This window comes from Sphingobacterium sp. SGL-16, from assembly GCF_011043515.1.
GTDB lineage: Bacteria > Bacteroidota > Bacteroidia > Sphingobacteriales > Sphingobacteriaceae > Sphingobacterium > Sphingobacterium litopenaei.
In genome coordinates, this window is sequence record NZ_JAAKGQ010000010.1 from 63,690 (window position 1) to 86,824 (window position 23,135).

The window sequence follows — 23,135 nt, forward strand, 5'->3', positions numbered from 1 at the left end:
ATAAATATTGAAATATCCATAGAATAAATTGAATTAACTCTTATTTTTGCACACGCGCACATTTCATGCAAAAAGGTACTGGAAGGAATCTGTTTGTAGCTGCGACATATGCTGCTACTCTTATCTTGGGTCTTATTCTGGGGCAAAATTACGTTGCACAGCAGAATAATAATCCGGGCGTATCCCTTGTACCCATTGGATTCTCCGACAATTCGTATAAAATACAACAAGTTCTTGATTTGCTAGCTAATTCTTATGTGGATAGCATAAATTTGGATTCTTTGCAAAATGGAGCTATCAATCATATTATTTCACACTTAGATCCCTATTCTTCTTATTTAGTTCCTAATGAAACCAAAAATCAAAATGAAGTGTTAGAAGGAACCTTTGAAGGAATAGGATTGGATTTTTTCAATTTAAATGACACGTTGCTAGTAGTAGGATTGGTGAGCAATGGTCCTGCTGAAAAATCAGGTGTGAAAGTGGGAGATCGTATCATTCGTATTGATACAACGTATGTATCCGGCAGAAATATAGGACAAAAAGTTGTAGATCGCTTGATGCGTGGAAAGAAAGGGTCTATTGTTAATTTGTACGTCAATAGAAATAATTCGTCGATGAATCAATTGATCAAAGTAAAACGTGATCAAATCAATGTAAGTTCGATAGATGCGTCTTACATCTTAGAACCTCAGGTTGGATACATCAAGATTCGTAGATTTGGATTGAAAACTGCCGATGAATTCAAAACCGCAATAACGGAATTGAAGAAGCAGGGGGCTACCAATTTGATTTTAGATTTACGGGACAATGGTGGCGGATATTTTCACATTGCAATAAAGGTGGCGAGTGAATTTTTTGCAAATAAAAATTTATTGGTGTACACCCAAGGTGCGCATGAGACCAAGCGAGAATATTTTTCGGAAGGAAATGGAAGCTTTGCAAATGGCAAACTGGTTGTTCTTATCAATGAATCTTCAGCGTCAGCTTCGGAAATTGTGGCTGGTGCTTTGCAAGATTGGGATAGAGCAACTATTGTAGGCCGCAGATCGTATGGCAAGGGAATTGTACAAGAACAATTTGATTTCTTAGATGGTTCACGCATCAATTTAAGTATATCGCGTTATTATACTCCTTTGGGACGGTCGATTCAACGTAAATATACCGCTAACTGGTCAAATATGGTGGATTATGTATCCATGTATCGCGGTTTGTGGGCTTTGGATACTACCTACAATAGTAATGAGATTTTCAAAACATTGGCAGGTCGTGAATTATTTAGTGGCGGTGGTATTAAACCTGATGTCACGATTAATATAGATTCTAATGCTACCAGCTTATTGTATCAAGAAATTATTAAGTCGAGTTATATCGAACAATTCGTTTACGAGCGATTTACTAAAAAATTACCAGCTTATTCTATAGAAAATTTCCTGCAGGGCTATAGACTTCCATCAGAAGAGTATAATACTTTTATTCAATATTTAAAACAACGCGGTGTGGCTATTAGCGACCGTAAAAAACAAGATTTGTTAAAACTTATTCAATCGGATATTGAGGCAATAGTTGGGCGGTATTATTTTGGTAGAGAAGCGTATTTCAAAGTGAAAAATAGATACGACAATTATGTAGATATTGGACTTCAATTTCTACGGCCAATTCCTGCTCGAACGGCTTCTTAGTAGATCAAATCAGCCCAAATCGGGTAATGGTCTGACAATCTTTCTTTCAGAATACCGTAGTCGTCGATTTTGATTCTTTTGTCACTCATGATGTAGTCTATTTGGAAAATAGGAAGTATTCCAAAATAGGTAACGCCCCAACCAAATCCCTTCTCTGCAAAAGCATTATTCATATTTTTACTCAATAGGTTAACACTATAGGACATAGGTGTATCATTGAAATCCCCCATTACTACATACGGATAAGGACATTTTGAAATATGTTTAACAAGTGTTCTGGCTTGATTACTTCGACTCGTAAACGCTCTTTTTAGTTTACGACCCAGTTTTTTTGTTTGCTCTTCATCTTTAACCTGTTCTGAAGGAGATTTTTGGATGAAATCTTTGTCTTCTTCTTGCAAGGCAAAGGAGCGTAAATGGACATTGTAAATCCGAAGTGTATCCGTCTCGCGCTTTACATCCGCAAAAATGATACGGTTGACACCAAAACTATTTTCTTCAATAGTGCCGTAGTGAATTATAGGATATTTAGAAAAGATGGCCTGACCATAGCCTTCATAATCATTCTTTTCAAAGGGTTCAAAATAAAAATCTTCAAACTCGCCTTCTTCCTGAAGAGCTTTGGTAAATTGTTTGGAACCGCGTATACGGCTGTAAAATTCTTGAAAACAAACCACATCGGGATTTATAGTGCGAATAAACTCTACTGTTTCATCTCTAAACTTATTTTTCTTATTATCATATTGTTGAAAGAGATGTACGTTAAAGCTCATGACACGAATTGTTGTATCCGTCTTTACTAAGATTTTGTCGTTTTTATTTTTAAAATTAATATGGTTATTCAAGAAGGACCATCCGATCAGAATGGCGCTTAAACTAAGCAAGGCATTTCTTTTCTTGCGTAATAACCAATAAATGATAAAGCCACCATTGATAAGCAGAATAGGAGCATAAGCCAATCCAAAAAATGCTATAATCCAAAAATCACGCGGATCAATAAAAGAAGCGCAGTAGCTCAATAGCAAAGCCAATACAGCCAAAATATTGGCCATAAAAACAGTTTTGCTAAAGTAACCTAGTTTTTTCTTGCGTAAAAACGATGGGTTTGCCATTAATCTTCTTTTTTACTTGCCCTAAAAAGCATTTCTTTTTCTCTAGAGGTCAAACTCTCGTAGCCTTTGAGCGAAATTTTATCTAATATTTGGTCAATTTGCTGTTGATCCGGATATTCCTTTTCCGTGGTTTTTGATGTATATGTATAGCTTCTTTTTACAACCTTTAATTTGTTATTTTTCTTTTTTAAAATTATACTCCAATCCTTGCCTTGTTGCAATTGTTTGGTAAATATTATCCCTAGACCTATTACCAAAATATAACTGATTGCCGCTGGTTTATTGGTCACCATAAAGAATGCAAATTGAAGTCCTAAATAAATGCTAACAATCCATTTAAGTTTGATATTGCCAAGCAATAAAAGACGCACTTCTGAATTTGGCACTAGTACCACCAGGCCTCCCATAACAGCTGCTAAACCAAAAGCACTTGTACTCCAATCTGTATTTTCATTTTGGAAAAAAGGAATTAAGTTTACTACTAAAAATAATACTGCGCCTACACTTATTCCTCCTAAAAAAACAGTATTAAATTGTCGGGTATTTAGGAAGTTTAAAAACAAATTTCCGATCCAATACAGCCACAGACAATCAAACAAGAGATTCCATAAACCTGTATAAATAAAAGGATGAGTCAGAATTGACCAGGGTTGGGTAATAAAGAGCTGTATATTACCCGGAAGAATGGCTTTTTGAGTTAATAGGCGGTATAAGTCGACCGAAGTCGTCTCCGAAAAAGTCAATAAGTCGAATATATGGAGGAGAATGAATAAAACAACTTGTCCAGTAATCACATAAGGAATTATGGAAGTAGTCTTATAAGTGTCTCTAATAAACGATTTTAGGACATTCTCTTTCATATTTATTCTATTAATAATAACCCTTTTTATATCCCCACATTTTAATCATCAAATAGCCAAATAATGCCCCACCAACGTGTGCTAAGTGTGCAATAGAAGAACCAGAATTATTAAAACCTAGATAAATTTCTATTAAAATATAACCGCCCACAAAGTATTTTGCTTTGATTGGAACAGGGATAAACATAAAATATAACGGCATATTCGGATAGAAATATGCAAATGCTAATAACAAACCGAATATTGCTCCTGAAGCTCCAACCATAGGCGTGCCATAAATAGAGCCTAAGGTAGATAATTGATCCCCTGTAAAAGGCAAGTTTGATGATATTGTATTGGCAGCTAAATTCAAATTAATTACTTTAGCTGCGAATGGAGAACCAAAAATTTGATAAACTTCAATAGCCTGAACACCATATTGAAGAACTAGCGCGCCTAATGCAGTAATAATATAATAATTTAAAAACCGTTTAGAACCAAACATACGTTCGATTATAGGACCAAACATTACTAGGGCAAACATGTTGAAAAAAAGGTGAGAAAATCCACCATGCATAAACATATAGGTAATAGGCTGCCACACTTCAAAAAACGGTGAGTCTGGATAGTATACACCTAATAATCGGTCTGCTGCAGGAAATATAATGGTCCCAACAAAACATATGATATTTAATATCAATATGTTTTTTACAACGGGTGAGAGATTGCTTAATATATTATTCATCAAATGTTCTAAAATTAAATTTTGTCAAATTTCTCCATTAATTCTGTCAAAGTCAGTGTGATAATGGTCGGTTTTCCATGAACGGAGATATTAGGACTTTCGCAAGCAAATAGTTTATCAATCAATTCGGCAATAGCTTCATTATCTAAAGCTGTACCTGCTTTGATAGCTGAACTTTTCGCAAGTGATTTGGCAAGATTATCTCTTTTATTTACTTTTAGTTCAGTGCGATTGTGTTTATAATCTTCCAAAAGCTGCTCAATAATCTGCTTTTCGTTGATGTTATTTCCTAAATCTGCAGGAATTCCATCTACAATATAAGTAGTTTTTCCGAAAGGTCTTAATTGAAAGCCTAAAGTTTGCAATTCAGGAAGAATATCGTCCATCAATTCGAAATCCGCAGGTGACAAATCAATAGTAGTAGGGAACAAACTTTGTTGACTGCTACCCTGATTATTTTCCAATTGTTCTTTATAATGTTCGAACAAAATTCTTTCATGCGCCGCCTGTTGATCTATCAACATAATTCCAGAATGAATTTGCGAAACAATATATCTATTGTGTATTTGGAAGAAGCTTTTTTTATTTTCTGCCTTTGGAATTACTACTTCAGCTGCTTCTGGACTTTCTTCTTCCGTATCAATTAATGGCAATTGTACGGGCGATTCATTCTCAGTAATTTGATACAATGTATCCCAATTTTTTGGAATAGCTTCACGTTCAAATCTTGAACTGTAATCATTCGATCGCGAATTGCTTGAAGGGCGTAAAGTGCCAATTTCATTCTCAAAAGGATTGAAATTGGGGTTGAAAGTAATAGTAGGTGCCTGAATTTCTTCTAGAGGCTTTGATGAGATCATTCCACTAAAACTAGTTTCTTGATCAAAATCCAAAGAAGGTGTAATATTATAACGTCCTAAAGACCTTTTTACTGCCGAACGAATAATCGCATAGATTGCTTTATCATCCTCGTACTTGATCTCCGTCTTAGTGGGATGTACATTGATGTCGATTTTTGAAGGATCAATATCAATAAATAATACATACATCGGGAATGTCTCTGCAGGAAGAATTTCCTCATAAGCATTCATCACCGCATGATTCAAATACGGATCGCGAATAAAACGTTTGTTCACAAAGAAAAACTGTTCTCCGCGCGTTTTCTTCGCATATTCTGGTTTGCCAATAAAACCCTTTAAATCGATGATGGTTGTTTCTTCTTCAACAGGCACAAGTTTTTGGTTATAATTATTCCCAAAAAGATGAACAATACGTTGTTTTAGTGTTCCAGGAGTTAAGTGAAACAATTCATTGTTTTCACTATGTAAGCTGAAGAATATCTCAGGATGTGCTAACGCAATACGTTGGAATTCCTCAATAATATGGCGCATCTCCACAGAATTACTTTTCAGAAAATTTCTGCGCGCCGGGATATTATAAAAAAGGTTTTTTATGGAAATATTAGTTCCAGCAGGAAGAGCTTCGGGAAATTGATTTACAACTTTCGAACCTTCGATTTGCACTACAGTTCCTAATTCGTCTTCTACACGACGTGTTTTAAGCTCTACTTGTGCAATGGCCGCGATAGAAGCCATAGCTTCACCACGAAATCCCATTGATCGGATAGCAAATAAATCTTCAGCTTTGCGAATTTTGCTAGTAGCGTGACGTTCAAAACAAAGTCTAGCATCAGTTACACTCATGCCACAGCCGTTATCAATGACTTGAATAAGTGTTTTTCCAGCTTCTTTGACAATAAGTTTTATACGGTCCGCACCTGCGTCAATAGCGTTCTCAATCAGTTCTTTGACTGCAGAAGCAGGTCTTTGTACCACTTCTCCAGCTGCAATTTGATTGGCAACCGCATCAGGAAGTAATTGAATAATATCCGACATACGAGGCAAAGTTACAAAAAATAATATGGCTAACGATTGCTGCGGGATAGATTATATGGCAAAAAAAAGGCAGCGCAAGCTGCCTTTTCTAAATATTTAAGAATCAATTACTATAGGGTAATTTGACGTTTGATACTTTCTTCTAAAGAGATGATTGTTTCGGTACGTTGTATACCTTTTAAACCTTGAATATCTTCATTCAATACTTTACGCAAATGTGTTGTATCACGGCAGATGATTTTAGCAAACATACTATATTGACCAGTACAATAGTGTAATTCTACGACTTCTTTTATATTTTTAAGTTGTGCTACAGCATCCGAATATTGGGAACCTTTTTCTAGATAGATGCCTAAAAAAGCTGTGATATCAAATCCAACTTTTTGAGGATTAATGATCAAATTGGATCCATGAATAATCCCCAACTCTTCCATTTTCTTCATGCGTACGTGAATTGTTCCCCCCGAGACAATCAACTTTTTCGCAATTTCAGTGTATGGAATTGATGCATCTTCCATAAGAATGGAAAGGATCTGTACATCAAGATTGTCTAAATCGTAATTAGAATAATTTTTTTCCATAAATGTGATTTTTTTCCAACAACCGCAATCTATATCACGATAATTGAGATACTTTTTTATTGAGCTAAAGCTCAGGTTTATAGATTTATAATTAGATAATCCTATGCAAAGAGTTAAATTTTTCTTTCTGCACTATTCCATCTTTTTATAGATCTAATCTCTTTGAATCTTTTGCAAAAATAATAACAAAATTTGATATATTATTTGGTTATTTTGAAGGAATGCAAATTAAAATTAACATATTTTTATAATATGACATTGTTTTTAAATTTGTTAGCTTTAATAATATTATTTAAACAGAGGTAGACGAAATGGAAATTGAAGATGTAGTAATTTCTCGAAAAAAACCAATATATCCAGTAGGGCAAGGATTGGCTAAGTATTTGAAAATGTATCAACGGGATGCTAAGTTGCCTATATCTTATTTTGATTTACTGAATTTTCAGGAAACTGTTCCTGTCATGGATAAATTTGGAAATGATACTTTTTGGGAAACACCGTTATATCCCCCTTATATTCAAGACCAATTATATGATGGATTGAAAATTATCTATGCGAAATTAAAGGCCTCAGGAAATACACGTATTGTGCAGCACAAAATTATTGATCGTATTGAATATTGTGCTTTTGGCAATACACGTCCTTTTCGAATTCGAATTATCAATAGGTTGAATGATGTATATGATTATTTTTATATCAAACAAGCGGATGCTTCCCGTATTTATGGTTTAGAATTGGAGGAAATATTATCGCCTAATCAAGTAAATTATTTGTATGATTTTGAAACTTTGGTAGAAGAACATATTGTTGGGATTCCAGGAGATGTGTTTAGTAAGACACGAATGGATCATCCTGACTATAACCAAACGCGTATAGCGAAAGAATTCGTAAAATTCAATGAACGATGTACTATTGCTTTATTGGGGGATATGCGATCTTATAATTTCGTGATGCAGATAACTCCAGATTTTGATGATTTTCAATTTCGTATCCGTGCTATTGATTTTGATCAGCAATTTTATGAAGGAAATCCGAAAGTTTATATGCCGCAGTTTTTCAAGGAATGTTTTCCCTATGTTAAGCTGTGTATGGAACATTTGAATGATAAGACGGTGCTGCAATATCAGCAAGAGGAGCGCTCTTCAATAGTTCACCGTGTCCGTAGTGAACGCCATCGCATCAAAGATTTGCGCGATGCTTCTCGTGGGCAGGAATTGTCCACACCTGAGAATATTCGTCAATTGAAAGAAGGATATGCCAAAATATATAACAACGATCAATATTATCGCTGTAAGACGATGACAGATATTGTGGAGTTGAATGTGAAAAATGTAATTCGTTCTGTACAGATTTAGCCGATTCGGTCTTCATTGTCTTTGACAAAGGCTGACCATCCGGAATAACTTTTTGATCCAGCGCTGGTATTTTGCTGAAATGAATGACAGACTGCAACAGCTAGTCCATCAGTAGCATCTAAAAATTCAGGAGTTTCTTTGAATCCAAGAAGCGTTTGAAGCATAGCAGCTACTTGTTCTTTGCTTGCATTACCAGTACCAGTTACGGATTGTTTTATCTTCCGAGGAGAATATTCAAAAATAGGAATGTCGCGGCTTAGGGCAGCAGCCATGGCTACGCCTTGAGCACGTCCCAATTTGAGCATCACTTGAATGTTTTTGCCGTAAAATGGAGCTTCTAATGCCACACAGTCGGGGTTGTACTCGTCTATGAGTGCTAAGACTTTTTTGAAGATTCGTTGCAACTTTAAGCCATGGTCATCCAAGTGTCCCATCTTCACGACTCCTAACGTTTGGAGTGCTACTTTTTTACCCGTTTCCTTCACTACACCGTATCCCAACACCACAGTACCGGGGTCGATGCCTAGAATGACACGTTCTTTGGCTTTTTGTTTTAACATATAGCAAAAATAAGTAATTGCTTAGGCTTTTTGCCTATTAAGATTGTTTTACATAAAATTATTGTTAAAATTGTGCGACCAAAACTACTATGCTGACAAAAACGCATAAGAAATATCTCAACTTTGGAATCAAATTGACAATTGTTGGTTTGGCATTTTGGTTTATTTATTCAAAAGTTAGTAATCAAAAAAATCTACTGGAATTCAAGGATCTAATAAATAGTGTAGATGATACTCTGATCTTTGGAACAGTCGCGATAGTCCTGGTGTTAATGTTTTGCAACTGGTTTTTTGAAATTGTAAAGTGGCAATATATTATTCGTGATGTGCAAAAAATAAGTTTTTGGACAGCTACCAAATCACTTTTTTGTGGATTGACTTGGGCCATATTTACTCCGAATCGCATTGGCGAATATGGTGGTAGAATATTGTTGTTGAAACCCGATAACAGAGCTAGAGGAGCTGTTTTAATGGGGGTGGGGTTATTTGCACAATTGGTGTTGACCAGTGTGTTTGGTGCTTTGGGAATTGCTTGGTTTGTTTCTACATTTTTGGATACTCCTTCCTCGGTACAATTTGGAATTTGGGTGCTGGCTATAATTTATGGTTTAGCTTTTGTTCTTTTGTATTTTAATGTACATTGGATAGATTATTTGGTGGGGAAAGTACGTTTTATGAAAACAATACAATCTTTCTTTGATGTATTGCGCGATGTAACGACCAACCAATTGTGGAATGTACTATTATTGTCTTTAATCCGTTTCATCATTTTTACTTCGCAGTATGTGATTTTGATGGTCGTAATATTACCCGAATTATCTTTGCTACCTATGGTGATGATGATTTTCATCCTTTTCTTTGTGCAATCGGCATTACCTACGATGGATATTTTTGATTTTAGCGTACGTAGCTTTGTGGCAAGTAATTTATACGGATATATTACTACACAAGATATTGCTGTAATGGCAATTGTTTCTTTTATATGGTTTGTTAATCTGATTCTTCCGGCATTTATAGGATCAGTATTTGTGTTGAATGTAAATTATTTTGGTGATAACAATTCTTAATTTTGGCCTTACGATTGGAGCACTTTTGTATGTGCTTATTCTTGTTTATTTGCGTAAAGGGTGGGGAGCTATTCCTTTTTTTTCGTCACCACAAACTTCTTCTAAAGATGTTTCTATTCTTATTGCTGCGCGAAATGAGGAAGATAATATTGCACGGACAATTGAGGCTGTTCTTCAGCAAAATTATCCTTCAGCACAGTTGGAATTAATTATTGTAGATGATCATTCCACAGATAAAACGGCTGAAATCGTTAGAACTTATGCGGATCGTGGTGTTAAGATGTTGCAGTTGCAGGTGGGAGATAAACTTAATTCGTACAAAAAATACGCCATTACTAAAGCAATAGAAATGGCTTCTGGTGAGATTATTGTCACTACAGATGCGGATTGTCGAATGGGACCGGATTGGATTCGGACGATTATGGCTTATTTCGATAAGCATGATAGTTATTTGGTGTCATCTCCGGTAGCCTATTCTGAAGAAAAATCAAGATTTGAAGAGCTGCAAACTTTGGAATTTCTTTATCTTATTGGTCTAGGAGCTGCCGGAATTGGAAATGGCAATCCGACGACTTGTAATGGCGCAAATTTGGCCTATCGTAGAGATGTATTTTTTGAGATGGGTGGTTTCAAAGGAATAGATAATCTGGCTTCTGGTGATGATGAGCTTTTCTTGCACAAGGTAGCTGAAAAATACGCCGACAAAATAGGTTTTTGTAAATCCCGTGATGCGATTGTGTATACCGATGCCAAACCTGATTTAGCGTCATTTATAAGTCAACGAAAACGTTGGGCTTCAAAAAGTACAAAATACAAGGACAAAAAAGTAATCTTTTTGGGTGTTTGTATTTGGCTGTTCAATTTAGCTCTGATATGTTCGCTTATAGGTTTTGTGGTGTTGTTGCCTAGCCTAAATTGGTGGCTTTTGACAGCCTTTGCATTAAAATTGATTATTGAATTTATATTCTTATTGCCTGTTTTATCATTTGCCAAGCGATTGGAATTATTGAAATACTTACCTTTCTTAACGGTAATACATACTTTCTATATGGTGTATATCGGGATTGCAGGTAATATTGGAAAATATGATTGGAAAGGTAGACAGGTTAATTAACCTTCTACCTTATTTCTAATCGTTTCTTCAGCTAGCTTCACAATTTCTTCTATTGTTAATCCTTCGGTTTGGATAGGATCTAATACTTCCCATTTCAATGGAGTAAAAGGTCTTAAAGGAAACATCCCATATTGCACCATTTCATATGATCCTGTAATCGCAACAGGAACGATTAACGCGGTTGGATTTTTCTTCACTAAAGTCGCAATTCCACCCACATTAAAGGTTTTCATTTTACCGTTACGCGTACGAGTTCCTTCTGGGAAGATAAAAGCAGACCAGTTTTTTTGCTTCATGTTATTTGCCAGTTTCAATATTTCAGCTATAGACTGCTTTGGATCTTTACGGTCAATATTTGCGGCTCCGCCATGTTTCAAGTTAAAAGAAATGCTTGGAATACCTGCAGTAGCTAGTTCAATTTTAGAGATGAATTTTCCATGGAAACGGCGTAGGAAATAAATCATTGCGGGAATATCATATGTGCTTTGATGATTTGCGACAAAGATAATAGGCGTATTAAGCGGTAATTTATTATTATCAATGAAAGTAACTGAGTTGAATAAAAGGTAATTGCAGTGTGTTAAAAAGAAGTTGAGAATATCTACACTTTTCTTATGAGCTGAATAGCCTCCTAATTTTAAGGATAACCATTGAATAGGGTGAAATATCAACAAACATACAGCAAATCCTATATAAAATATTGGAGTAAGTATACAACCTAGAATCTTTCTCATTTCCTGTCAAAATAAAATTTAGCAAATATAAGCATAAGCTTTTGAGTGTCGAAAAATGTTTATCAGCTTATTAATTTAGAATATTGTTTTAATATTATTAAGTTTTTATTTAATAATGTTAAGTTTTTAATTATTTTTATGTAAATAAATAGTTTGAAAATGAAATTACCAATTCGCTGTCCCAGTTGTGAGGAAAAGTTGAAAGTTTCAAAATTATGGTGTGAGACCTGTGAAACTGAAGTGTTGGGAAAATATGGTATGCCTTTGTTTATGCAATTGAGCGGGGAGGAACAAGAGTTTATTTTAGAATTTTTGTTGAGTTCGGGAAGTTTAAAAGAAATGGCAAACAAGATGGGTAAAAGTTATCCTACAGTACGAAATAAGCTGGATGATTTGATAGAAAAAGTTAAAAATTTACATGATGAAAAATAGCATATATACAGAAAAGCAGAGCTTTTGGACCTGGTGGTTAGGGGTATTGTTTGGAGTCGTGTTATATATGCAGTTAGAACCCATTTTTTCAGGCGAAAAGAATTTGGATTCTTCCACTATTATTGCGCTAGGTATAGTGGGAACCGTGTTATTGCTTATGTTGTTGTTGCGGTTGCGTACGACCATCGATGATCATGGAATCACGATACGTTTTTTTCCTTTCGTTAGAAAGAAAACTTGGGAATGGGAACAGATAAGTGAAGTCTTTGTGACTGAATATTCCATTGCAGATTATGGAGGATGGGGCTATCGCGTAAGTTCAAAAGGGAAGGCTTACAATACCAAAGGTAAATACGGTTTACAGTTAATTTTGAAAAATGGTGCTCGTATAATGGTGGGTACGCAGAATCCAGAAGTGGTTAAACAGGTCATAGAAGATCTAAAAAAATAAGAGCTAATGCATAAGTTTATAAATCCTTTTGAAATCTACTCGGAGAAAAAACTTTTTTGGCTAGGTGTTGTTTTAGCTTTCCTAGCATCCTTGCTTTCGAGTTACTCCGATCTTCTGATTTTTGGATCGTTGAAGGTTGTCAATAATTACCACCAAACCTGGTATATTGCGATTTTTAATTTAACACTTATTTTGTTTTCCAATTCGCTAGTGTTATTTGTATTTGGTCGCCTTCGGTACGATAAAACACGATTTATTGATGTGTTTAATGTGGTGTTGATTGCGCATATAGCCATTTATGTCTTACTTTTCTTGACGGCTTTGCCAGTTGTTCAAAATGCACTTACCGCTATAGAATTGGAAATATTAGACAAAGGATTTGCTGCTCCAAAACTTTCGAAGTTGCATATGTTCACCATAGGAATTTTTGGGATTCTGACATTGTCACTTATTGTATATTTCTTTTATCTCTTGATAGTCGGAATGAAAATTGCAATGAATAGTAAAAATAAGGTAGATGTGTTTGTGATTATCGTATTGGTATTCACTTGGAACACACTAATACAATTTCTTAATCCTTTTATTTAAATATGAAATACATAGGTTTATTGTTGGTTTTGTTGTTGCAATCCTGTATGGGATTTTCGCAGGAAATAATCGGAAGTTGGTCTGGGAAGCTTGACATTGGCACGCAGAAATTAACATTTGTAGTGCATATCGGACAAGAAAATGGGCAATGGACAGCAAAGGCGGATAGTCCAGATCAAGGAGCTTTTGGTATTCCTTTTCAAATCCAAGTAGAAGGGGATTCTGTCTTCTTAAACAATCCGCAAGGGATAAAATTGAGTTTACTTATTATAAGTCAAGATAAATTACAAGGTCAATTCTCCCAAAGCGGGATGAAAATTCCTGTGATATTAGCGCGTACAGCGAAAGACGTGCTTACCAATAAAGTTCTTCCCTTTCAAACACCAAAACCTCCCTATTCATATGATACACTAGATGTTGTTTTTCCCAATAAATATGCAAACATTCAATTAGCAGGTACGCTTACATTTCCAAAAGAAAAAGGTAAATATCCTGCGGTAATTCTATTGACAGGATCTGGACAACAGGATCGTGATGAAACATTGTTTGGACATAAACCTTTCAAAGTATTGGCAGATTATTTAACGCGGAATGGGATAATCGTTTTACGCTACGATGATCGCGGAGCAGGAAAAAGTGAGGGATCATTTGAAGCGAGTACGATTGATGATTTCAGTAAAGATGCTATTTCGGCATTGGAATTTTTGAAGCAACAGAAAAATGTTGACATCAATAAAATTGGCATACTTGGGCATAGCGAAGGTGGTTTGGTGGCAAATCTTCTGGCAGGACAAGGTATTCCAAATGTTTCTTTTATAGTGACTTTGGCTGCACCAACAGTTCCGATTCGAGATTTGATGATTGAGCAATTGTACAGTGTGGGCAAAGCAGAAGGCATGTCCGAATTTCAATTGGAAATGGCTAAAGAAATTAATAAGAAGAATTTTGATGTAGTAAAAAGTGAACTGAATACAGATGAAGCATTTTCACAATTGAAAAAGAATATGAATATCATGGAGGAGTCATCACAGAATGAAGCAATTCGTAAGGAAATGTTGATGATGGTTACACCAGCCTATAGATATTTTGTGCGGATAGATCCAACAGATTTCATTAAGGAAATTTATATACCTGTTTTCGGTGCGTTTGGAACATTAGACGTGCAAGTGCCTTCTACTTTAAATTTGAGGGGATATTATGACCATTTACCGAGGAATTCAAAAACTGTTCTTAAAGAATATGATGGTATGAATCATTTATTTCAGAAGGCTAAAACTGGAAGGGTAGCAGAATATGCGCAAATCCAGGAGACTATAAATGAACAGGTTTTAAAAGATATTGCATTCTGGATCAAAGGGCTGTAAAGCAAAAGAAGCCTAATCGTAATTGATTAGGCTTCTTTTTTTTAAGGCGTCATATTCGACACTGGTAATATCTTTCCGTTATAAAATTTACTTCCGTTTTGAGCAAATTCAGCGACATAGCGTCCCATTTCAAATGCTAATGTTCCAGCTTCTAATCCAGGAAAGGCTGCTTCAAACATTTCCGTTTGTGAAGAGCCTAAAGCAAGGCAGTTTACTTTTATGTTGCGGTCTTTAAATTCTTCAGCCAAGCATTCTGTCAATACAGCTAATGCACCTTTACTTGCAGAATAAGCACTTAGTCCTGCAAATTTTACAGAACCTTGAAAACCTCCCATACTACTAATATTAACAATATGTCCCCCTTCAGTCATTAGAGGTGCCACATGTTTAATCATATTAACATGTCCCAGGACATTACTTTGTAGCATGTGAGCAAATTCTTCCGCAGAAGTATCTAAGAAAGGTTTGTTAACTATAGCTCCTGCATTGTTAATCAAAATATCTACCTGGTCAAATTTTGATTTGATAAAAGGCACTAAAGAATCGGGATAATTATCATACACGATGTCAAATTGCGCAGGGTACAGTTTGCCTCCATCAAAATTTAAATCAGAAGCGATTTCATGTAGTCTTCTTAATTTATCGGCAGATCTCGCTAATGCAATTACATTATTTTCTTTATTTGCGGTCAAATCCAACACTGTTTCAAATCCAATACCGCTACTCGCTCCTGTGATAATAATATTTGCCATGATAATTTAGTTTTCTTCGATTTTTTCCGTAATAATTTCTTCTTCCACCTCGGCAACGGAGGGTAATTTTTTTGCTCCTAATCTTTCAGGTCTAAATATATAATAGATTCCTGATGTAGCCATTAATAAAGATATAATGTAGAAAAATAGACTTAATAAGACTGCCGTATGCTCGTTAATTTGCAGATAAGTTGCGCCATACAACATTACTAATTCTCGTAAACCGACTCCTCCTCCAATAGATGGTACTATGGAAACTAAAGATGATACAAGGAATATTAGTAGGTAAGGAGAGAATTTGTATTGAAAATTCAAAGAATACAATATTAAAATAGCAGCGATAACTTGAAAACTTTGTACGCCTATAGCTTTGATGTGAGTAGAAATGAATTTCTTCGCAAAATCTTTGAAAAAAGTGTGCAGAATAAAGTAATAGCTAGCTGTACCAATTATTGCTGCAGAAATAGTAAGGTAATTGGGTATAGCCAATCTCGGCATGAAAATAACTAAGGCACATATGATAACTGCCAATGCCCAAAGTCCACTTAGTCGGTCAAAAAAGACTGCACTTAGAACTTTTCTTCCTTTGACATGATGTTCTTTTTTCAAAAAATAAACTTTATAGCCATCGCCTCCAATACCTCCCGGAAGGAAGAAATTGTAAAGTAGACCCAATTGGTACAATCTAAAATTATAACGTTCGGTCAAAAAAAGTTTAATGGCTTTGAAAAAAGAATTTAAACGGGAGGAAGCTATTAATTGAGAAATGGCATAGCTACAAAATGCTAAAAATAAAAATCCCCAATTGCAGTCGATTAAAGCATTTTTTAATTCTACAAAATCAATCTTGCGGGTAACCCAATACAAAGCTCCAAATGTGACAATGACTTTGAAGATGTTTTTGGTAATCTCAAGAGCTTTGTTTTTCTTCATTTATTATAATGTATTTTGCAAAAGTAAACATTCTCCTGCAGATTGATTCTGTGCAATAATAAAATTACTTATGGTATGATTTTTGGTTTATATCGCCAGTAATGTATCAAAGATTAATATATCTTTGTGTTACTAACTCTTACTTAGAAATAAACAACAATAGTTATGCGTAAACATATTCTTTCTTTGATGTCACTTTTTGTAGTGATAGCTTTATTATCTAGTTGCGGTGCTCAACGCAAAGACGGTGGCTATAGCACAGGTTCAACTAGTTCCACAACTGCTTCAGGTCCTTCAGCTTCCCAATGGCGTAACGGTGTGAAAGGTACTTGGGTGTTAAATTCCGTAACACGTCAAGATATTCCTCAGTCTTATACGATTAAAAATATTTTTGACGAAGCTCCAGTAGATTGTTTCATCGGTAGTGTTTGGAATCTTCCAACAGGGAATTATAGAGGTAGTATTTCGTTCAATGCATCGGGGACATTATGTGCAAACGGAGCGGTTCGTACAATTATTTGGTCTATTTTTGATCCAAAAAATGGTTCAAACCCTGAATTCCAATTTAAGAAATTGTATGCAGGAGATAAAGCTTCGAATGTAACTACAGGATATAGATTAGGTCTTTCATTTGCAGATGGTCAAACATTGACAATGAAAATGCCGGTAGATTTAGATAATGGTACTGGTTATTTGATTTTTAACTTTACAAGACAAGCAAATTAAGGTACATAAAAAAACTCCGATATTCATCGGAGTTTTTTTATGCTATTTAGTTTTTTTCAAAGCTTGCAAGATATCATTGATAATATCTTCTTGATCTTCTAAGCCTACAGATAAACGAATAGTTCCGGGTTTAATGCCAAGGCTATTTCTTTCATCTTCTGTAAGTTTAGCATGGGTAGTAGTAGCTGGATGTGTGGCAATAGTTCTAGAATCCCCCAAGTTCGAAGTATAACGAATCATTTCTAATTCATCTATAAACCGAAACGCACGATCTTTTCCTCCTTTTACTTCAAAAGTTACGATTCCACCACCTGCTTTCATTTGCTTTTTAGCCAACTCATATTGTGGATGTGAAGCCAAGAAAGGATATTTTACGTCAGCGATTTCATCATGATGTTCCAAAGTTTGAGCTAAAGCTAACGCATTCGAACAATGTCTATCCATACGTAAACCTAATGTCTCTAAACTTTTGGACAAAATCCAAGCATTGAAAGGAGACATAGATGGACCAGTATGACGAATAAAGAACATTAATTTGTTGATCAATTCCTGAGAACCCACGATAATACCACCTAACACACGACCTTGACCATCCATATATTTCGTAGCTGAATGAATCGATAAATCAAATCCGTATTGCAAAGGTTTTTGCAGATATGGTGTAGCAAAACAGTTGTCAATGGAGAAGATTACGTTAGGATATTTTTGTTTCAAAGCGCCCAATTTTTCCAAATCGTAAAGTTCTAAACCTGGATTTGAAGGTGATTCTAAGAATACAATTTTAGTATTCGGCTGAATCGCTTGTTCCCACTCCTCAATATTGGCAGAATTCACATACGTGAATGAAACGCCCCATTTAGGGAATTGTTGTGTCAACAACTGATGGGTAGAACCGAAAATCGCACGGCTAGAAACGATATGATCACCAGATTCAATAAATGCAGCAAAAGATGCAAATACAGCAGCCATACCAGAGGAGAATGCTAATCCCGCTTCTGCATTTTCCAATGTGCATACACGGTTGATAAATTCTGTCGTGTTAGGATTCGCGTAGCGAGAATATACCATTCCTTCTTCTTCTTCGGCGAATATCGCACGACCTTGTTCTGCACTTTCAAAAATGAAACTTGAAGTTAAATATAATGGTACAGAATGCTCTCGAGTAGCTGAACGTGGGGCTTGCTCACGTATTATTCTGGATTGATCTTTTTTCATAATGGCGGTAAAGTTAAGGAATTGTTGTTTGAATATCTATTAATCAAGTCGTGATTTTTTAAAATTTTATAAAAGATTCATCTAATTCGTTTTAGGATTGCTAAGGATATACTGTTTTGTTTTTTATTATGTTATCTCTTATGAGGTGTTTATAAGTTATTGCAGGTAAAATAGTTTACTTTTGTGATAAGTTAGTTTAGAATTGTTTAGTCCTAAAGCTTTAATTTGGCTTAATATTTTATGATGATAGCCTAAATAATCATTGATAACATTATAAACCCATGAAGACGATATCCTTTTTAATAGCGAATACTTTGGTTGTATGTAGTTTGCACGCCCAAGAAGCTCCAAAACCTTATGGCGTTTTACCTTCTGAGCGCCAATTAAAATGGCATGAAATGGAAACATACTGTCTGATTCACTATACTCCAACTACTTTTCAGGATAAAGAATGGGGATTTGGAGATGCAGATCCTAAAATTTTTAATCCTTCACAATTTGATGCTAATCAGATAGCAAAGGCAGCAGCTTCAGCAGGGTTTAAAGGGTTAATTAGCGTGGCTAAGCATCATGATGGTTTTTGCTTATGGCCAACTAAAACGAATACTTATAATATTAGCCAATCTCCTTGGAAAGAAGGTAAAGGCGATATGGTGAAGGAATTTATGGAAGCATCACATAAAAATGGAATGGCTTTCGGTACTTATCTTTCCGCCTGGGATCGCAATGATTTGCGCTATGGCACTCCCGCTTATACGGATGCTTATCGCGAGCAGCTCACTGAACTCATGAGCAATTATGGGGAGCTATTTACTTCTTGGCATGATGGCGCGAATGGGGGAGATGGATATTATGGAGGAAGTAATGAAAAACGTACTATTAATTCCGCAACATATTATGAGTGGGAAGAAAAGACTTGGCCCATCATTAGAAAACTACAGCCTATGGCTTCTATATTTTCGGATGTAGGACCAGATATGCGTTGGGTGGGAAATGAACACGGACATGCAGCCGAAACCTCATGGGCAACTATCACAACGAAAGGTACTATTGAAGGTGTGAAGCCGATGCCAGGGGCGAGTACCGATGCATCTAATTTGCCTACTGGAGATCGAAATGGTAAGTATTGGATACCTGCAGAATGTGATGTGCCTCAAAGACCAGGCTGGTTTTACCATAAAAATCAAGATACTAAGGTGAAAACCCCTAATCAACTTTTTGATATTTATCTCAAATCGGTAGGGCGTGGAGCAAATATGAATTTAGGATTGGCACCTATGCCAGAAGGAATTTTACACCCTAACGATGTAAAATCGCTGAAATATTTTGGAGAAAAACTTCAAAAAACATTTGCGCATAATCTAGCTAAAGACGCTAAAGCTACAACTAAACATTTACGCGGGAAAAGTGCTGAGTTTGCATTGAAGAATATTTTTGATGATGATAGATACAGTTATTATGCACCAAAGGATAAGGTGCTGAATCCTGAAATTATAATTACTTTAAATGGGGAAAAGGAGTTTGATTTAATTCGTATTCGAGAAAATATTAAACTAGGACAGCGTTTAGATTCGGTTGTAGTAGAAAAGTGGAACGATGGAAACTGGGAAAAGATTGCTTCAGCGACGAGCATAGGTGCTAACCGCTTAATTAAATTAGGAACAGCAATAAAAGCAACTAAATTGAAGGTCAAATTGTATGCGCCAGTAGCCCCGACTTTGAGTGATTTTGCCTTGTTTAAGGAATATGATGAGCCATTTGCTTTTGATTCTAATGTGATCTCTAGTCAAACGTTGATAAGGGCAACACACAAAATTTTGAATTCTAATTTGGCAGTTAATTCTCCCTCTGCCTACACAACCGTTAAATCAGCAGACCTTATTGTAGAGCTTACAGAGCCTATTGTAGCATTGGGATATTTTCCAAGACAAGATGGAATAAAAGAAGGAATAGTGCTAAAGTATGATATTTTTGAAAGTCAAGATAAAGTGAATTGGACAAAAGTCCAGGAGGGTGAATTTGCGAATGTTTTATCGAATCCTATTGAGCAAATAATTGAATTCGATAAGATTATATCTAGTAAATATTTAAAATTCGTTGCGAAAGATATGGCAGTAGGATTTACCTTTGGGGAATTTAATGTATATAAATAGCCGAGCCTACCAAATAAACTATGAAAAACATCCTTACTATTTTGATGTGCGTATTGTGTTTAACCTCCAACGCACAAGATCTTAAATTGTGGTATGATAAACCCGCTAAAATCTGGGAGGAAACGCTTCCATTAGGAAATGGCTGGATAGGAATGATGCCTAATGGAGGCGTTCAAGAAGAAAATATTGTTTTGAATGAAATATCCATGTGGTCAGGAAGTCCTCAAGATCCCAATAATTATAATGCCTATAAAAAAGTTAGCAGCATTCAAGAATTATTATTTCAAGGAAAGAATGATGAGGCGGAGAAATTAGTTAATCAAAATTTTGTGTGTGTAGGTGCGGGATCCGGACATGGCAATGGAGCTAAAGTACCTTATGGATGTTTTCAAAATTTAGGCTATTTAAATATTCATTTTCTTAATAATGCAACTTTCACTCAATACCGTAGGGAATTGGATTTGGAAACAGGTATAGCTAGTTCTCATTATTCTAATCTAGATACTACTTATTTCAGAGAGTATTTCGTTTCGCAAGATAAAAATATCGGAGCAATGAGATTTTCTTCGAATAAAAAATACACTATTGATATAGCCTTACATTTTTACAGAGATGAAAATGTAAAGACGCATACAGTGAAGGGCAATACTATTCTAGTCGAAGGTAATCTTCCAAATGGTTACGGAGCAGACGGACTTCGATATGCTACGAAATTTTTAGTGGTAAATAAAGGCGGAGAGATAACGAATTACGATAATCAAATTATTGTGAAGGGAGCACAAGAAATAGTAATTTACTATACAGCATCTACAGATTATTATGAACACAATCCTACACAATATGTGGAAAATCAATTATCTGAAAAATTAGATTACGCCACCTTGAAGAAACAACACCTTCGTAAGTATAAGGAAGTTTTTGCTCGCGTAAAATTGAATATAGAAAATGATACTGTTCAAAGCCACCTTCCAACAGATAAAAGATTGGCTAATTTTTTTCAAAATCCTGCAAAGGATAATAATTTAGCGGTATTGTATTATCAGTTTGGTCGTTATTTGACTATTTCGAGTACAGCTCGAGATTCGGATAAAGCATTACCTCCGAATTTACAGGGGTTATGGGCGCATCAAATCCAAACACCGTGGAATGGAGATTACCACCTTAATGTAAATGCGCAAATGAATCATTGGGGAGTAGAAGTAAATAATTTGTCTGAATATCATAAGCCTTTCATAAATCTTATTAAAAGAGTGGCCAAAGAAGGAGAAAAGACTGCAAAGGCTTATTATAATGCACCAGGATGGGTAGTATATATGATGACAAATGTATGGGGCTATAGCGCTCCGGGAGAACATGCATCATGGGGAGCGAGTACGGCTTCAGGTTGGTTGTGTAATCATCTGTGGGAGCATTATTTGTTCACAAAAGATAAAGCTTATTTGAATGAAGTGTATCCAATTCTTAAAGATGCTGCGTTATTCTATAAAAATACTTTGGTTCAGGATCCAAAAACAAAATATTGGGTGACATCACCTTCTGTATCTCCTGAAAATGGATTTAGATTACCAAATGGAAAAGTTGCATCTGTAGTCATGGGTCCCACAATTGACAATCAGATTGTACGAGAATTATATATTTCGGTAATTTCTGCTGATTCTATTCTTCAGAAAAAGGATCAGTTTGCTTCGGCATTAAAGAATGATCTGAATTTGCTGCCACCAGCGGTTGTAGTGAGCAAAGATGGAAGGGTAATGGAATGGTTGGAAGACTATGAAGAAATTGAACCACAACATCGCCATGTGTCTCATTTATATGGATTATATCCAGCACCTTTTATATCACCAATAACTACCCCAGAATGGGCTTCCGCTGCCAGAAGAACGTTGGAAGTACGTGGCGATGGTGGAACTGGTTGGTCACGAGCTTGGAAAATATTGTTTTGGGCACGTCTTCATGATGGAGACCATGCCTTAGAAATCTTACGTCAGCTATTAAAACCTGCGATTAATGATCAAGGTAAAATATCAGCTGGAACCTATCCTAACTTATTCTGTGCACATCCACCCTTTCAAATTGATGGCAATTTTGGTGGGTCAGCGGGTATTGCTGAGATGTTGGTGCAGAGTCATGAAGGATTCATTCATCTTTTGCCTGCTCTTCCCGCTGCCTGGAAAAAAGGAGAAGTAAAAGGACTTCGTGTAAGAGGTAATATGACCGTAGATATTAGATGGGAGGATAATACAATCATCAAGTATGCGGTGAAAGGTCCTAAAGGTCAGAAAATTCAAGTTCGGGTTAATGGTGTTAATGAAAATAAAATTCTATAAAATTAAATTTTGTTATTTTAAATTAATTGTATATATTTAGTTATAATTACTAACTATTTATTTCATAACATTTTAAATAACCATTTTTATGAAAAGTCTATTTCAATTGGGGGGTAGACTTTCATTTATTTTCATCTTTATTTTAGCTATTTCATGTAAAAAGGATTCTTACGTTGATGAGGAAAATGAATTAGTCTATCCTGTAAACTTTACATTTACGAATTTCAAAAGCTCAACGAGTTTTTTGAAGACTGCTTCGTTGAAAAATCAATTTCGCGCAGCAAATTCAGTCCCCGAAAATTATAGCGAAGGGTTTATTTATTTCTGGAGTTTCAATAACGAAACTTTGGTGCCCGATGTCAAGTATTCTAAATCTGCAAATCCCTCAATTACTTATAATAATGGTAAGGAAATCAACTATGGAGCTGGATTTGCGTTTGAAGGATATACGGCAGGAAGAGCAGCTAATTTTGTAGGACCGAGCGAAATACTCTTAAAATTTCCTATAAA

The 23,135-nt window shown here is 35.5% G+C and carries 21 protein-coding genes and 1 pseudogene; 12 read left to right on the forward strand and 10 right to left on the reverse strand.

Annotated elements, in window-relative coordinates; translation table 11 throughout:
• The first annotated feature begins 65 nt into the window (after positions 1 to 65).
• Positions 66 to 1,682, forward strand: coding sequence for a S41 family peptidase (locus G5B32_RS05655; protein ID WP_165290577.1), 1,617 nt, complete (start codon positions 66 to 68; stop codon positions 1,680 to 1,682).
• On the opposite strand, the gene G5B32_RS05660 is transcribed toward G5B32_RS05655, so the two are convergent.
• From G5B32_RS05660 to G5B32_RS05680, 5 genes are all read right to left on the reverse strand, one after another.
• Positions 1,679 to 2,794 (reverse strand): endonuclease/exonuclease/phosphatase family protein, encoded by a 1,116-nt coding sequence (locus tag G5B32_RS05660; RefSeq protein WP_165290578.1) that lies wholly within the window; start codon positions 2,792 to 2,794, stop codon positions 1,679 to 1,681. The two genes, G5B32_RS05655 and G5B32_RS05660, sit on opposite strands and share 4 nt — an antisense overlap.
• On the reverse strand, positions 2,794 to 3,357 hold the full coding sequence (locus G5B32_RS05665; RefSeq protein WP_165290579.1) for a DUF6576 domain-containing protein: 564 nt from the start codon (positions 3,355 to 3,357) through the stop codon (positions 2,794 to 2,796). The genes G5B32_RS05660 and G5B32_RS05665 overlap by 1 nt, the downstream gene beginning before the upstream one ends.
• Before the next feature lie 307 nt (positions 3,358 to 3,664).
• Complete coding sequence (locus G5B32_RS05670; RefSeq protein ID WP_190302043.1) at positions 3,665 to 4,378, reverse strand: rhomboid family intramembrane serine protease; 714 nt, start codon at positions 4,376 to 4,378, stop codon at positions 3,665 to 3,667.
• 14 nt (positions 4,379 to 4,392) lie between these two features.
• Positions 4,393 to 6,273, reverse strand: coding sequence for a DNA mismatch repair endonuclease MutL (gene mutL, locus G5B32_RS05675; RefSeq protein ID WP_165290580.1), 1,881 nt, complete (start codon positions 6,271 to 6,273; stop codon positions 4,393 to 4,395).
• A 110-nt stretch (positions 6,274 to 6,383) separates the two neighbouring features.
• A complete protein-coding gene (locus G5B32_RS05680; RefSeq protein ID WP_165290581.1) occupies positions 6,384 to 6,854 on the reverse strand; it encodes an Lrp/AsnC ligand binding domain-containing protein in 471 nt (156 codons plus the stop codon).
• A 311-nt stretch (positions 6,855 to 7,165) separates the two neighbouring features.
• On the opposite strand from G5B32_RS05680, the gene G5B32_RS05685 reads away from it, so the two are divergent.
• On the forward strand, positions 7,166 to 8,209 hold the full coding sequence (locus tag G5B32_RS05685) for a hypothetical protein (RefSeq protein WP_165290582.1): 1,044 nt from the start codon (positions 7,166 to 7,168) through the stop codon (positions 8,207 to 8,209).
• Here the strand turns inward: G5B32_RS05685 and ruvC are convergent.
• On the reverse strand, positions 8,206 to 8,769 hold the full coding sequence (ruvC, locus tag G5B32_RS05690) for a crossover junction endodeoxyribonuclease RuvC (RefSeq protein WP_165290583.1): 564 nt from the start codon (positions 8,767 to 8,769) through the stop codon (positions 8,206 to 8,208). The genes G5B32_RS05685 and ruvC overlap by 4 nt on opposite strands.
• A gap of 89 nt (positions 8,770 to 8,858) precedes the next feature.
• On the opposite strand from ruvC, the gene G5B32_RS05695 reads away from it, so the two are divergent.
• Positions 8,859 to 9,836, forward strand: a complete 978-nt coding sequence (locus tag G5B32_RS05695) for a flippase-like domain-containing protein (RefSeq protein WP_240899009.1) — start codon at positions 8,859 to 8,861, stop codon at positions 9,834 to 9,836.
• Positions 9,820 to 10,950, forward strand: coding sequence for a glycosyltransferase family 2 protein (locus tag G5B32_RS05700; RefSeq protein ID WP_317166089.1), 1,131 nt, complete (start codon positions 9,820 to 9,822; stop codon positions 10,948 to 10,950). Before G5B32_RS05695 ends, G5B32_RS05700 begins: the two co-directional genes overlap by 17 nt.
• Here G5B32_RS05700 and G5B32_RS05705 read toward each other — a convergent pair.
• Positions 10,947 to 11,684, reverse strand: a complete 738-nt coding sequence (locus tag G5B32_RS05705; RefSeq protein ID WP_165290584.1) for a lysophospholipid acyltransferase family protein — start codon at positions 11,682 to 11,684, stop codon at positions 10,947 to 10,949. The genes G5B32_RS05700 and G5B32_RS05705 overlap by 4 nt on opposite strands.
• 159 nt (positions 11,685 to 11,843) lie before the next feature.
• Here G5B32_RS05705 and G5B32_RS05710 point away from each other — a divergent pair, with 159 nt between their 5' ends.
• The 4 genes from G5B32_RS05710 to G5B32_RS05725 are packed head-to-tail and all read left to right on the forward strand — an operon-like array spanning position 11,844 to position 14,519.
• The gene (locus G5B32_RS05710; RefSeq protein ID WP_165290585.1) at positions 11,844 to 12,116 is read left to right on the forward strand and encodes a DUF2089 family protein; all 273 of its coding nucleotides are present in this window, start codon (positions 11,844 to 11,846) and stop codon (positions 12,114 to 12,116) included.
• Positions 12,103 to 12,567, forward strand: a complete 465-nt coding sequence (locus G5B32_RS05715) for a hypothetical protein (RefSeq protein ID WP_165290586.1) — start codon at positions 12,103 to 12,105, stop codon at positions 12,565 to 12,567. Before G5B32_RS05710 ends, G5B32_RS05715 begins: the two co-directional genes overlap by 14 nt.
• A gap of 6 nt (positions 12,568 to 12,573) precedes the next feature.
• Positions 12,574 to 13,155 (forward strand): hypothetical protein, encoded by a 582-nt coding sequence (locus G5B32_RS05720; RefSeq protein WP_165290587.1) that lies wholly within the window; start codon positions 12,574 to 12,576, stop codon positions 13,153 to 13,155.
• A 2-nt stretch (positions 13,156 to 13,157) separates the two neighbouring features.
• Positions 13,158 to 14,519 carry an alpha/beta hydrolase family protein gene (locus G5B32_RS05725; protein WP_165290588.1) on the forward strand — a complete coding sequence of 454 codons (1,362 nt, stop codon included), beginning with the start codon at positions 13,158 to 13,160 and terminating at the stop codon, positions 14,517 to 14,519.
• Positions 14,520 to 14,560: 41 nt separating this feature from the next.
• Here G5B32_RS05725 and G5B32_RS05730 read toward each other — a convergent pair whose 3' ends face one another.
• Positions 14,561 to 15,271 (reverse strand): SDR family NAD(P)-dependent oxidoreductase, encoded by a 711-nt coding sequence (locus G5B32_RS05730; protein ID WP_165290589.1) that lies wholly within the window; start codon positions 15,269 to 15,271, stop codon positions 14,561 to 14,563.
• Positions 15,272 to 15,277: 6 nt separating this feature from the next.
• Positions 15,278 to 16,204 (reverse strand): lysylphosphatidylglycerol synthase transmembrane domain-containing protein, encoded by a 927-nt coding sequence (locus G5B32_RS05735; protein ID WP_165290590.1) that lies wholly within the window; start codon positions 16,202 to 16,204, stop codon positions 15,278 to 15,280.
• Between the two features lie 165 nt (positions 16,205 to 16,369).
• Here G5B32_RS05735 and G5B32_RS05740 point away from each other — a divergent pair, with 165 nt between their 5' ends.
• Positions 16,370 to 16,930 carry a hypothetical protein gene (locus tag G5B32_RS05740; protein WP_165290591.1) on the forward strand — a complete coding sequence of 187 codons (561 nt, stop codon included), beginning with the start codon at positions 16,370 to 16,372 and terminating at the stop codon, positions 16,928 to 16,930.
• A gap of 42 nt (positions 16,931 to 16,972) precedes the next feature.
• On the opposite strand, the gene G5B32_RS05745 is transcribed toward G5B32_RS05740, so the two are convergent.
• Positions 16,973 to 18,145, reverse strand: coding sequence for a trans-sulfuration enzyme family protein (locus G5B32_RS05745; RefSeq protein WP_165290592.1), 1,173 nt, complete (start codon positions 18,143 to 18,145; stop codon positions 16,973 to 16,975).
• 281 nt (positions 18,146 to 18,426) lie between these two features.
• On the opposite strand from G5B32_RS05745, the gene G5B32_RS05750 reads away from it, so the two are divergent.
• From G5B32_RS05750 to G5B32_RS05760, 3 genes and pseudogenes are all read left to right on the forward strand, one after another.
• The gene (locus G5B32_RS05750) at positions 18,427 to 20,298 is read left to right on the forward strand and encodes an alpha-L-fucosidase (RefSeq protein ID WP_165290593.1); all 1,872 of its coding nucleotides are present in this window, start codon (positions 18,427 to 18,429) and stop codon (positions 20,296 to 20,298) included.
• Positions 20,299 to 20,318: 20 nt separating this feature from the next.
• A complete protein-coding gene (locus G5B32_RS05755; protein WP_165290594.1) occupies positions 20,319 to 22,625 on the forward strand; it encodes a glycosyl hydrolase family 95 catalytic domain-containing protein in 2,307 nt (768 codons plus the stop codon).
• Between the two features lie 88 nt (positions 22,626 to 22,713).
• A pseudogene (locus G5B32_RS05760) lies at positions 22,714 to 23,135 on the forward strand (hypothetical protein); the annotation flags it as partial.